The organism is Nitrosomonas sp. Is37, from assembly GCF_033063275.1.
In the GTDB taxonomy this organism is placed as follows: Bacteria; Pseudomonadota; Gammaproteobacteria; order Burkholderiales; family Nitrosomonadaceae; genus Nitrosomonas.
In genome coordinates, this window is record NZ_JAWJYP010000006.1 from 11,767 (window position 1) to 24,845 (window position 13,079).

The following is a 13,079-nucleotide window of genomic DNA, read 5'->3' on the forward strand; positions in this document are numbered from 1 at the left end:
TGACAAGGGTAACCAATACATCAATCGCAACGCGGGCAACCCACCATAGAAAATAAAATAATCTAGTAAATGTTACATATTTACCACGATCAAGCTTCGCTACTTTAAAATATGAGCTGTAATATGTAATCTATTGTATTTATACGATCTCATCTTACTGGATCTTAATTGTCATTTCCAGACATAACGGCCTCTTGTTCTCTTTCTTGTTCTCTTGTTAGTTACGATTTAAGCCTATGAAATCTGAACTTGTACATATAAATACCGATTCATTGCGAGAAGCATTGCTGGCCGCACGATTACATAATCCATTTGATTATCTGGGCCTGCATAAGGAGCAGGATGATGAGTTGGTAGCAAGAGTATTTCAGCCTTATGCTGCCAATGCATGGATCCAGACAGCCAATGGTTTTGAGTCAATGAGGCGGATACAGGATGACGGTATCTTTGAATGGCGTGGCAAAACACTTCCGGTACGCCCCTATCTCCTGCGGATCGAAGAAAATACTCCAATGGGAGCTGTGCGTGAATTATATGATGCCTATGCTTTTCCTTTGCAAATTTCCGATCATGATTTGTATTTATTCAATGAAGGCAATCTGCACCAGGCTTATCGAACCTTGGGTGCACATCCAGTAGCCATTGATGGAATTGCTGGTATCCGCTTTGCAGTCTGGGCACCCAATGCTGAACGGGTCAGCATAGTGGGTGATTTTAATCGTTGGGATGGGCGAATACATCCGATGGCTGTTCATCCTCATAGTGGCGTATGGGAACTATTTATTCCTGGCTTACCGAGTGGCACCCTTTACAAATATGAGATTCGCAATCGTGATACTGGCGAGATCCTGATTAAGACAGATCCTTACGCAAATTACCATGAGCTGCGCCCCAGCAATGCAGCCCGTACTCCACTGGTAGAAAATTTTGTTTGGCAGGATGCAGACTGGCTGCAAAAACGTGCTGGCTGGGACTGGCTACATGCGCCGCTGAATATCTATGAAATCCATGCAGGTTCATGGAAGCGGCATCCAGATGGACGTTTCTATACCTATCGTGAGCTTGCCCAGCACTTGATCCCCTATCTACTCGAAATGGGTTATTCACATGTTGAATTATTGCCGATATCAGAGCACCCACTCGATGAATCCTGGGGTTATCAGACAACAGGTTATTTCGCAGTAACAAGTCGTTATGGTTTACCAGAAGATTTTAAATTTTTTGTCAACGCTTGTCATCAAGCAAACATCGGAATTATCCTGGACTGGGTGCCAGCCCATTTCCCACAGGATACCTTTTCCTTAGCCCGCTTCGACGGCACTGCCCTGTACGAACATGAAGATCCTCGTCTGGGATTTCATCAAGACTGGGGAACATTTATCTTCAATTACGGGCGCAATGAAGTGAAATCATTTTTACTATCGAGCGCACATTATTGGTTAAATGTATTCCATCTCGATGGGTTACGCGTTGATGCGGTAGCGTCAATGCTCTACCTCGACTACTCACGCAAAGCAGGAGAATGGTTACCCAATAAATACGGTGGCCGGGAAAATCTCGATGCGATAGATTTTCTGCGCGAGTTAAATATCATGGTACATGAAGAGTTTCCCGGTGCAATCACTTTAGCGGAAGAATCTACCGCCTGGCCAGCAGTATCACGCCCCACTTACGTAGGCGGATTAGGGTTTTCCATGAAATGGAACATGGGCTGGATGAATGACACGCTCACTTATATGAAATTTGATCCTATCCACCGTCGCTATCACCACAATGAGCTGACTTTCAATCAACTATACGCCTATACCGAAAATTTTGTATTGCCATTATCACACGATGAAGTGGTGCATGGCAAAGGCTCCTTGTTAGCCAAAATGCCGGGAGATGCCTGGCAGAAATTTGCCAACTTGCGTTTGTTGTTTACCTACCAACTGACTTGTCCTGGCAAAAAGCTTAATTTCATGGGGAACGAGTTTGCTCATGGATCTGAATGGCAAGTTAGTAAAGGGCTTGACTGGAATTTGCTAGAACATGAGTTTCATCGTGGCGTAAAGATGGCTTTGCATGACCTGAACCATCTTTATATGAATACACCCGCATTGCATCAGCTTGATTTTTTCGCGGAAGGGTTTAGCTGGATTGATTGTCATGATGCAGATCAATCTGTAATTAGCTATCTGCGCCGCGCGCAGGATGGTTCGTTTAGGCTGATCGTATTAAATTTCACGCCAGTGCCGCGCGTGAAATACCGTATTGGTGTTCCTTTTAGCGGCTCCTACCAAGAAATATTTAATAGTGACTCTATTTATTATGGCGGCAGTAATATAGGAAATGCTGGCTGGATTATCACGACTGGAGAATCCTGGTTGGACTTTGCAGATTCCCTCATGATCACTCTGCCACCATTAGCCGGGATTATCTTGGCGCCGAGTAATGCTTAAACAGCCTTGCACCTCCCAATCTTTCGATTTACTGTAGCAGCGATCTACATCCACAACAGCACCACGAACAAATAGGATTTGTTTAGGGTTAATTTGCATTATCTACAGAAACAAAAATTGCGCTTAGCAGGCTATTGAAAAACGTATTCGAGACAGTCGATGATAGGCAAAAACAGGCGAAAAAAGCGGAGTTTATACCTGATAAATCAGCATTTTGAACCTGTTTTTAACACCGCAGCGGCAACGTAGATAGTTTTTCAACAACCTGTTAGAACACTTGACTTCAGTTTTTCAATGCATTAATCCATTTGCTATACAATCGATCAGCAATAGTATTCAGTAGCGGCACACGAAACTCCAGATCCATTTGCATTGCCTCAGCTGGTTGCACTGCGGGACTTGCCAGGTTCTGTGCAATTTCTGCCGTATTGACTTTACTCCAGTTACGCACCATTTCTTCAGTCATCTCCACATGGCACTGCATCCCCAGATGAATTCCTAATGCAAATGCCTGATTTTGGCAATAAACGCTGGAAAGCAGCAACGCTGCTCCAGCAGGCAAAGAAAATGTTTCACCATGCCAGTGAAATGATTCAAATTCCTTTAAATCTCCTAACCACTCGTGGGCAACTTGATTATCTGCCACGCTGACTTTTCCCCAGCCTAGTTCTTTGATAGGATTCGCCTCAACGATACCTCCTAACGCTTTGGACATGAGTTGCCCACCTAAACAATGCCCCAATACAGGTACATCATGAATTACCGCTTGCTTGATCAAAGCAAGTAATGGCTCAATCCAGGGCAGGCTATCGTTGACGCTCATGGGGCCTCCCATCAGAACCAACCCACTGAATGGATGAATATTGACAGGAAGATGCTCTCCCTGGTCGATGCTAATTAGCTGCCAAGGAATATGATTGTTATCAAGAAATGTGGCAAAATAACCAGGTCCTTCGATAGGGGAAAATCTAAAAATTGCAACTGATTTCATGGCAATAACCTTTCTGGCGATAACAAATCTTGTACTGCTAATTGTAACTTTTTTCCATTGAATTCTTTCTTCTGATTGTACTTTTAAATGCTTTTGTGTACTGGAACAGGCATACGCACTTTTTTCAAATTCAAATTAATCGATCGCCATTCACTTTTCAATCAGGTTGACAGACCAAGAGGAATAACACTCTGTTTTTCCATTCTTTTAATCAATAGTTATGACAATAAACAATACCACGTTTTCTGATTTAGTTCGTTTAGAGCAATTGCGCCACATTGAAACGAGCAAAGCAGAAGCACTGTCATACGCAAGCATCGCTGACATGGAAAGCCATGCTGCTTCTAATTTCAATTACACTGTTTTTCTAAAACGGTTAACAAGCCGTGCTCGGCGCTTGATTCAGGACAATGCGCTAGCCACAACATTACAACATCCTCAAAAATTGTTTATTCGTGCCAGCCGAATAAGTTTGATGGTCGCGGCAATTCTGGGAGCATTGGCAGCGGGTAATGCAGTTGGCGAGTCTTCCACGCTGAACATATACTGGTTATTAGCGGTTTTGCTTGGCTTTAATTTGATTTCCATCATGCTGTGGATGGCAGGCATTTCATTTAATTTACAAGGATTGAGCGCAGGGGTTGTCGCTCAGCTGACTTGCTGGTTACCTTATCGACATAAGGAAAAGGAAAGTGATTCGATTGCTTCACTTGCCGCACGCGGCTGGTGGGAAACTAATTTAACTGGTACAGTCGGCAAATGGCGTATCAGTGTCCTCACTCATCAATTTTGGCTGACTTATCTAGCGACTGGCCTAGTCTTACTAGTGCTGCTCATGATGGCGAAGCAATACGACTTTATTTGGGGAACCACATTACTGCCGGAAAGTAGCTTTCCTGAACTGACTCAATGGCTGAGTAAGCCTATGGAATTTTTGGGGTTGATTCCTCCCGACAGCTACCAGATTGCAGCAAGCCGGGTTGGCGCAGTTTTCCAAGATGCAGAGACAAGAGGTGCTTGGGCCAAATTTTTGCTGGGAGCCTTATTGCTCTACGGCATTCTACCTCGCCTCATATTGCTGCTAGTTTCTGTGATGATGCAAAAACTGGCTGAACATCGTTTCAAGCTGGATCTTTATTTGCCTTACTATATAACGTTACGACAACGCTTAATGGCGCACGAATTTGAGTCTATCGTCATCGATGCAGACCCTAATATAGTAATAGAAAAAAAGATTACTCCCCGACAAGCTGGCCAGGGAATACCGCAGAATGCACTCGCAATTGGGATTGAGCTTGATGATCATATCGTTTGGCCAAATGGTATGAACTGTAGCAAAAATGTCATTGATCAGACGTCGTTTTCGGAAGCAACTAACATCATCAAAAAATCTGATAGTGCGTTGCTGATTGGTGTGGCCGCTCATCGCCTGCCAGATAGAGGCGTGCAGCGGACCATCAGGGAGTTGATTACCTATACCTCAGGGGAGGTCTGGCTGATTTTATTGCGCAGCCGCGCAGCCATTCCCGTTGCAGACACACGCAAAATCGCATGGTTCCGAACGGCTGAGGCATGCGCTATTTCCGCTGAATGCGTCATCACTCAATAATCATGAAAGCAGCAAACGAGACATCACACCAGGATATTCACTCATTGCTAAATGTTGCAGTTGTAGGTCACACTAATACCGGTAAGACCTCGCTGATTCGCACCATGCTGCGAAGCACTCAATTCGGTGAAATTGAAGATGGTGCAGGAACTACTCGCCATGTAGAACGGGCAACTATTTTTGCTGATAATGAAGCCATATTGAATTTACATGACACCCCGGGCATTGAGGATTCTCATGCGTTGTTAAGGCAACTTAAATCGATCAGCGCGCAGCATAAATCGCTTTCACCAGTTGAAATATTGGAAAAGTTTATTGCAGCTACGACTATCGATGATCCGTTAGAGCAAGAAGCTAAGGTCATCAGGCAAATATTGCGCAGTGATGTCTTATTGTACATTATTGATGTGCGCGAGCCTGTATTGGAAAAATATCTGATTGAAATCGAGATACTCAGCAAGGCCATGAAACCCATCATCCCGATTTTCAATTTTATTGCTGACCATACAGCAGAGCTCGCCATCTGGCGAAAAAAACTGGCCGCTTTTAATATTCACGCTTCACTAGAATTCGATACAGTTGCTTTTTCTTTTGAAGCAGAGAAACGGTTGTATCAGAAAATACAAAGCCTGGTGGAATTACACTATGATCGATTGCAGAAACTCATCAATTACCGCGCCAAGGTATGGGATCAACTCTGCCTATCTGCAGCTAAACGCATCGTTGAGCTAATTGTGTCCGTTGCCTGCTATCGGGAAAGTAAACGGAGCCAGAACGATAGTAGTACAAATTCAATCGCCGTCCAAAAATTAAAGGATTTTGTAAGAAAATCCGAGCAAAGCTGTTTAAGGGATTTGTTAACCATTTTTAATTTCTCAGAAAAAGACATTGCTCTCCAAAAAATTCCTGTAAGCAATGGCCAATGGCAGCTTGATATATTCGCCCCCGGCGTACTCAAAGCTTATGGTCTTGATGTTGGCAGCGCTGCACTCAAAGGTGCAGCAACAGGAGCAGGAATTGATCTGATGGTGGGTGGATTAAGTTTAGGAGCAGCCACTGCCCTGGGCGCGATTGCTGGCACTGGTTGGTCAACATTCAAACGCTACGGCAAGGAAATCAAAGCCAAAATTCAAGGTACACAATGGTTGTGTGTTGATGAAAATACGCTGCAGATACTCTATCTCCGTCAACAGCAATTGTTGTCAAAACTGATGCATCGCGGTCATGCTGCTTACCATGTAGACCAGATCGATACTGCTACTGTATCTACTTCAGAAAAATTACCCAGTAACTGGCTCGACATTATTAGTACCCTGCAACAAAATCCGGCATGGTACAAATCTTCTACCTCTCGAAATCAAGATCCACAATATCAAAATATTGAAGCCAAGCTGATCAATACCTTGCTAGCTAACGGCTAAGCCCACCCTGAACTCGTTAAGAAACATGCAGCGGCAAGCCTTCAAGAGCATGGCACATGGAACGCACTGACACCGCCAAGATAACTCACAGTCATCTTATATTTGAAGAAATCCGGTAGATTCAGCTTTCATTCAGGATCTGCTCGATAAGATGACAATCAGTATCGTGCATAACGAATCCATCTCGATTGCTAGCAGTTGAACCCAGCATAATGAGAATCACTAAATAATGTTTAATTTGATCATTAATTTTGTTTAACCCGGATATTTCGCTAGGCCGGCCTGGCGGAATATCCAGGTTAACTCCATTAAACTCAAATAAAGATTGCTATGAAAAGATTCAGACTGATTTGTATGACTATCGCCTTGGTTGGATTAGTATCGGCAGCTCCGGCATGGACCGCTGACAGAGAAAATGCCGACTTTGACGGTGGTGATTTCGGAGGTGATTTTGATGGCGTTGGTGATTCTGTGAGTGACTACGGGGGCAGCGATTTTGATGCCGGTGGTGATTTTGGGAGTGATTTCGGTGGGAATGATTTCAGAGGTGACTTTGACCAGAATGAAGACTTTGCAGATAATTTTGAGCAACCAAACGATTTTGCGGTAGACGATGACGCTCGCTATGATCTTGGGTCTGCTCAAAGCGAAGGGTTTTCCCAGGAAAAAACCTTAATTCAAGACAATCAATCTACCGAGTTCGATCAACCCCCTAAGGAAGGTGAGCTTGTTCAGGGTAATTTTCAGGATGATTTATATGCTGGAGCGGCTAAGACTGACGAATCTACCCAGGTTGATCAAGCATCTCAGGATGGTAAATTTACCCAACCAGCTCAATCTCCTCAAAGTGACGAATCAACTCAAACTAGTCAACCTGGTCAGGAAACTGGAGCCACACAGGATAATCAATTAACACAAAATGATGAATCTGCTCCAGTCAATCAAGCTGCTAATGGAGATGGTTCCACCCAGAATGATCAGCCTACACAGACAGGGGAATCGACTCAGTCAGATCTATTAATGCAAAAAGGTGACACCACACAAATAGTCCAGCCTACCCAGGAAGGTGGATCAGTTCAGATAGATCAGTCCATCCAAACCAATGTTGCTGCTCAGGGTGATTCCTTGACCCAGAACATTAATATCCAGAACGTTCAATCGATTCAGAATAATGGACATGATTATAACGGTGGACTTAGCCACGGTATTTGGCATGGCCATCATCACGGATATCACCATGATTTTGATATTGGTTTTGGACTAGGTGTCGGCCTAGGATTGGGACTTGATCCTTTTTATTCTTTTACTCCTTTCAGCGGCTTTGGTTATTATGGATATGGTGGCTTTGCACCTTATAGTGGTTTTGGTTTCTACCGTAGTTTCGATTCTTTTGGAGGAATTGGTTTTTATAGTAGTTATGTTCCTTTTGGTTATGTTGGCTCTGGTCCCTATAGCCATTTTGGCTACTATCCGTTAGGTGGTTTCCCTGCAGTAGTTGCCGCGCCGGTATTGCCAATAACCATGATCAGTGCACTGCCCAGCAAATCGACTTATATGCAGCAACAAAATGTCCCACAATCTGCTCCTGAGCCAAAAACCAATTACTGGCACTATTGTCGAAATCCAGAAGGGTATTACCCTTATGTCAGAAAGTGCCCTGATGGCTGGGTAAAAATTCCTCCACAGCCTTCTTAATCAAATCATAAAGGAAATCTAGTTATGTCTAGAATTGCCAAATTCTCCATGCTGCTGCTACTTACGCTGCTAGCAGCATGTGTTCACATACCGACGGGACCAAGTGTAATGGTCTTACCCGCTGCAAATAAAACCTTTGATCAATTTAGAGCTGATGACTCTTCCTGTAGACAATTTGCCAGCGAACAAGTCAGTGGTCAAACACCACGCCGCGCATCCATATTGAGTGGCGTAGAAACCGCCGCTGTTACAACTGCATTAGGCGCCATCGCAGGGGCTGCTTTTGGAGGTGGGCGAGGTGCTGCAATTGGTGCAGGGGGGGGCTTATTAGCGGGAGGATTGGCTGGAAGCAGTGCTGCCCAATCTTCAAGAGATATCAATCAACAGCGCTACGATACAGCTTATATGCAGTGCATGTATGCCAATGGTCATCACATTCCCTCCCCGGGACGCTTTGTCAATGAAGGATACTCAAGCAGTAGTGGCAGACCGACACCTCAGCGCGCTCCTTCAGGCAGCTATCCACCTCCGCCTCCAGGTAGTCCACCACCGCCCCCTCCTAACTAAATTTAGTTAATGATACTACTTCAAACGTAAATAAGGAGAACCATGAAATAAATTCATAGCGTAAATAGCGTAGTTAGTTGGATTCAGAATCTTTTAACTTTTTAGGAGAAATTAGGAGAAAGTATGAAAAATATGTTTTTATCATCAAGTCTTGTCGTTATAGGTTCAGTTTTATCCATGTCGAGTCACGCTGATCCTATGGCAGTATTTAAAGGACAAGCTATTTTTTTGGCAGCTAACAATAGTCTCACTGTTATGCCGGATTCACCCGCTCAGCTATCCTGCCGCTATGACGAAGTTAATAACGTTTTTATTTCAGCTTCTACCACTACTCCCTCTAGCGTACGAATTCCAGGCGCATTTGATATAAAAGTAGTAGGGAATGATGCCTATGTAGCGACTTCAACTTTAGTAAATGATGTTCCAACTACAAATTATGTTAAACACAATGTAAGTGCTTGCTTACCCGAGGGATCGTTTACTCCTGCCATAGTTCGCGCTGATCTCTCTGCGGGTAAAATGACCATACCTTGCGTTCTAGCCGATGGTCATGAATATACAGTTGAAATGGATCAACGCGGTAATTCCATGAACTGGGAAGTTACTTTTGCAGAACCAGGCTGTCAATAATCGCACTTCACTGTTAGTGACTACCCGCTCGGTGGGCGGAATTGTTTACAACCCCGCCCACCTCCATAAATAGGTACATTAACCATCATTCTTGTGCTATCTCTTCTTCTGAAAAAGCTATTCTGAAAAGCCAGTCATGCTGAACCATACCCTATATTATTAATCAAATTTTTGCTGAGTTTATTTCAAAAAATGAGGATCTCCCATGAAAAGACGTACTTTACTGGAAGGGTTGGTTGCATTGACAACATTGCCTTTTCTATCATCCTATTCACGAGAGTTAGTTGCTGAGCAACACAGGAGCACGAAAATTAAAATCGATCCGATAACCGTTACTCCCCTCAATAAACCGCACGAAGAATGGCGCCCCTTATTGTCACCAGAGACTTACCGAGTATTGTTTGAAGAAGACACGGAGCGCCCTGGAAGCAGTCCTCTTAACAAAGAATACCGTGAGGGTACCTATATTTGTGCCGCCTGCTATTTACCATTATTCGAGAGCAAACATAAATATGATAGTGGTACCGGATGGCCTAGTTTTACCCAGCCCATTTCTGGCCATATGGGTACCAAACGTGATTTCATGCTGATCTGGCCTCGCACTGAGTATCACTGTGCACGCTGCGGAGGACATCAGGGCCATGTTTTCGATGATGGTCCACCGCCACGGGGAGAACGCTGGTGTAATAATGGATTAGCACTACGGTTCATCCCTAAAGAAGAAGCGCTCCCTGAACTCAGGGGGTAAAACATGAAAATCATAAAAGATTTAACGAAATTATATGGAAACAATTACCAATGGGCGGGCATGTGGCTATTTTTAATATTGGCTGCCCTTGCTGGCTGCCAACAGTCGAATCGTATTGATCTGACCGATACTGACAATCAGCTCCCAAACCAAGCTGAAGAAAGGGGGCTAGAGATCGCCATCTTTGCGGGAGGGTGTTTTTGGTGTACAGAAGCAGATTTTGATAAAGTTCCTGGTGTGGTCAAGACCATTTCGGGATATGTCGGTGGCACAGTAACAAATCCTACTTACGAGCAGGTCAGCAAAGGAAAAACCGGCCACGTCGAAGCTGTGCAGATATATTTTGATCCAACCAAAACCAGTTATGCAAAATTGCTTGCTGCTTACTGGCCGACGATTGATCCGCTAACAGCGGGTGGTCAGTTCTGCGATGTCGGCTCACAATATCGCAGTGCAATTTTTTATCGTGACGCTCATCAACACATGCAGGCTGAAGCATCCAAGTCTGCACTCATTGCTTCCGGTCGCTTTGATCAACCTATAGTAACCGAAATATTACCTGCCACAACATTCTATCTTGCGGAAGAATATCATCAAGATTTCTACCTCAAGAACCCTATCCGTTATTCATACTACCGCAGCAGATGTGGTCGCGATGCGCGTCTTGCTCAATTATGGGGAAGCAAATGATAAGACGATAAAATTGGCCATTTAGCAGCAATAACTAGAGAATTCTTGTATAAAACATCACTTCTGGGCGATATATAATTCCTATTTGAATATCTAATGTACCTGATCTCCAGAACTAACCTGTTTATTAAGCAGCATTGTCCATGTCTTCCTCAAAACACGATCATACAACAGCTGGTTCCCTCAATTCGCTTCTAGAATGGAATCTGGAGCAATGGCAGCAAGCATGTCCTTCCATTCAGGAAATCGAAATTCCTGATAAACATTTCCTCTATCGCCAAGGGGAAAGTTGCGCTGGTTTTTTCTGGATAAAAGCAGGAATCGTTAAGCTTACTTACCTCACAGCCCAGGGCAATGAGCTAACGCTTACTTTATTACAGTCAGGGGATGTCATCGGACAACTGCAGCACGGTTGTGTCAATCCAGCCATGGAAGAAAGCGCGCAGGCTCTGGGAAAAGTGTTGTTCTATCGGATCGAATACGAAGATTTCAAAAAATTGATTTATCGCTGGCCTGAGTGGTCATGGTCTGTTTTCAAGGCGATGTCTAACCGTCAGCAACAAATTGAACGAAAACTCCGCACTATTCTTACCCAGCCAGTTGACAAGCGTGTTATTGCAACACTCCTGGAACTTGCTCAATTATTTGGAACACGATGTAGCCATGGATATTCACTGGAAATTTTCCTCACTCAGCAGGAACTGGCAGATTTAGTGGGCGCCAGCCGTTCCGTAGTCAGTACAATCATGAATGAATTCAGAAATCGAGGAATACTGAACTACACACGCGAGCAAATTTGTATCAACGATGCAGCATTGATCAATGAGTAATCGTTTGATTAAACTCAGCTATTGCGATATTTACAATAAGCGAATGTTGTCTAGCTAACAGACATTGGCAATAACGCTGTATTAAAGTGCTGACTGTTACTCACCTTCAATGAAAGGAACAGTCAAATGAAAATAATTTCACCACGTAACCATGGCTATTTAGATTTCCTGACAGTCGTTATATTTTTACTGGCGCCCACCTTATTAGGTTTAAGCGAAATACCCGCAATGCTTGCATATGGATTGGCTGCGGTTCATCTTGCTGTTACCTTGGTTTCCGGTTTTCCCTATGGGGCCATCAAGATAATTCCCTTTACTCTGCAAGGCTGGATCGAGCGCATAGTTGGGCCAGTGTTAGTCGCTATCCCCTTCATCCTAAGTTTCGCTGACGAGTTTATCGCTCGGAATTTTTATATTGTCATGGGACTTATTATTATTGTGGTAGGATTACTGACAGACTATCGAGGAGAAAATCGCTCATACTTTGCGAGTAAAGAAGAGTAATCTTCTAAAGAAAGCTATTAGCAGGATAAGAAATAAGCATAGGCACCACAGCCAGACAGAAATGCCTACGTAAAACGCAGAGAGCACCAGGATTCAAACCTCGAATGCTCTTTTTAAGCACATTTCTGGAGAAAGTGTTATGCCTATGCAAGCCGTTACTTTGATACGGTTCTTACTGATTATTTGCGCAATGCTGTTTATTATTCCAATCAAACCAGCTGAAAGCGCCTCGCCATCTCTCTTTTACTCTGTTCTGCCCTTGAACCATAGTAAAAAAGACTGCTTGAATCAAGCATACACAGCGGTTACTGCTGCAGTAACAGGACAAATCCTCGAGCGTGCGGATGATGTTGCGCTTGTCAACAATGACTATAACCTGGTCGTGCATTGCCGGCGAACTGCTGACAAAACGAGTTTTGTTACGATTATTGTTAGCCACCAATCAAGTTTCCAGGAAGCTAAAGGACTGGCCTTGAATATCCAGCATGGAATGGAAACCGGATCAATCAAATGAATCCGCTAACTGAAGAATTCTTGCCTAGCAGGCCATAGTGCTGCGCCTTGTACAAGATTTACCCTACTCATCGCTTTTGGATGAACTATAAAGTCTAAGTACTTCTTGCTCTTTCCAATCCTGTTTCAGCTGCCTCTTTGTTATTCCCTAATATCGTCACACGAAAGTCAAGAAGACTCCATGTGAAATTTGCAGGGAATAATTTTAATTTTACCTTAACCCTTTTCAATTCAAAAAGTTTCCTGCTCTTGTTTTTTTAGGCATTTTCCTGAGATCAAATTAAAGATTTTGCTTATATCAATTTCCTTCAAGGAAAAATAAAGTATGGGCCAGTTAAATGCAGTTTCGCCGGCTCAATAAGTTCAAAAAACACTCTGTTTTTTTAACATTCAGATTAATGCCCCGTTAAGTGGGAAACCTCACAGCGATTGATTGCACT

12 protein-coding genes are annotated in these 13,079 nt (G+C 43.6%); 11 read left to right on the forward strand and 1 reads right to left on the reverse strand.

Going from position 1 to position 13,079, the window contains the following annotated elements:
• Window positions 1-236 precede the first annotated feature (236 nt).
• On the forward strand, window positions 237-2,441 hold the full coding sequence (gene glgB, locus R2Q26_RS04120; RefSeq protein ID WP_317535099.1) for a 1,4-alpha-glucan branching protein GlgB: 2,205 nt from the start codon (window positions 237-239) through the stop codon (window positions 2,439-2,441).
• Between the two features lie 283 nt (window positions 2,442-2,724).
• Here glgB and R2Q26_RS04125 read toward each other — a convergent pair whose 3' ends face one another.
• Window positions 2,725-3,432 (reverse strand): type 1 glutamine amidotransferase, encoded by a 708-nt coding sequence (locus R2Q26_RS04125; RefSeq protein WP_317535100.1) that lies wholly within the window; start codon window positions 3,430-3,432, stop codon window positions 2,725-2,727.
• 220 nt (window positions 3,433-3,652) lie between these two features.
• Here R2Q26_RS04125 and R2Q26_RS04130 point away from each other — a divergent pair, with 220 nt between their 5' ends.
• The 10 genes from R2Q26_RS04130 to R2Q26_RS04175 all read left to right on the forward strand — a co-directional run bounded on the left by R2Q26_RS04130 (window position 3,653) and on the right by R2Q26_RS04175 (window position 12,640).
• Window positions 3,653-5,041 carry a DUF2868 domain-containing protein gene (locus tag R2Q26_RS04130; RefSeq protein ID WP_317535101.1) on the forward strand — a complete coding sequence of 463 codons (1,389 nt, stop codon included), beginning with the start codon at window positions 3,653-3,655 and terminating at the stop codon, window positions 5,039-5,041.
• 2 nt (window positions 5,042-5,043) lie between these two features.
• A complete protein-coding gene (locus R2Q26_RS04135) occupies window positions 5,044-6,462 on the forward strand; it encodes a DUF3482 domain-containing protein (RefSeq protein WP_317535102.1) in 1,419 nt (472 codons plus the stop codon).
• A gap of 354 nt (window positions 6,463-6,816) precedes the next feature.
• Entirely contained in the window at window positions 6,817-8,157 is a 1,341-nt protein-coding gene (locus tag R2Q26_RS04140; RefSeq protein ID WP_317535103.1) for a hypothetical protein, read from the forward strand.
• A 24-nt stretch (window positions 8,158-8,181) separates the two neighbouring features.
• A complete protein-coding gene (locus R2Q26_RS04145) occupies window positions 8,182-8,724 on the forward strand; it encodes a hypothetical protein (protein ID WP_317535104.1) in 543 nt (180 codons plus the stop codon).
• Between the two features lie 123 nt (window positions 8,725-8,847).
• Window positions 8,848-9,354: a hypothetical protein gene (locus tag R2Q26_RS04150; RefSeq protein ID WP_317535105.1), complete on the forward strand. Its 507-nt coding sequence runs from the start codon at window positions 8,848-8,850 to the stop codon at window positions 9,352-9,354.
• A 205-nt stretch (window positions 9,355-9,559) separates the two neighbouring features.
• A complete protein-coding gene (gene msrB, locus R2Q26_RS04155; protein ID WP_317535106.1) occupies window positions 9,560-10,102 on the forward strand; it encodes a peptide-methionine (R)-S-oxide reductase MsrB in 543 nt (180 codons plus the stop codon).
• Between the two features lie 3 nt (window positions 10,103-10,105).
• The gene (msrA, locus tag R2Q26_RS04160) at window positions 10,106-10,792 is read left to right on the forward strand and encodes a peptide-methionine (S)-S-oxide reductase MsrA (RefSeq protein WP_317535107.1); all 687 of its coding nucleotides are present in this window, start codon (window positions 10,106-10,108) and stop codon (window positions 10,790-10,792) included.
• 143 nt (window positions 10,793-10,935) lie between these two features.
• Window positions 10,936-11,622 carry a Crp/Fnr family transcriptional regulator gene (locus R2Q26_RS04165; protein ID WP_317535108.1) on the forward strand — a complete coding sequence of 229 codons (687 nt, stop codon included), beginning with the start codon at window positions 10,936-10,938 and terminating at the stop codon, window positions 11,620-11,622.
• Between the two features lie 126 nt (window positions 11,623-11,748).
• Window positions 11,749-12,126, forward strand: coding sequence for a hypothetical protein (locus R2Q26_RS04170; protein ID WP_317535109.1), 378 nt, complete (start codon window positions 11,749-11,751; stop codon window positions 12,124-12,126).
• A 139-nt stretch (window positions 12,127-12,265) separates the two neighbouring features.
• The gene (locus tag R2Q26_RS04175) at window positions 12,266-12,640 is read left to right on the forward strand and encodes a hypothetical protein (protein WP_317535110.1); all 375 of its coding nucleotides are present in this window, start codon (window positions 12,266-12,268) and stop codon (window positions 12,638-12,640) included.
• The last annotated feature ends 439 nt before the right edge of the window (window positions 12,641-13,079 follow it).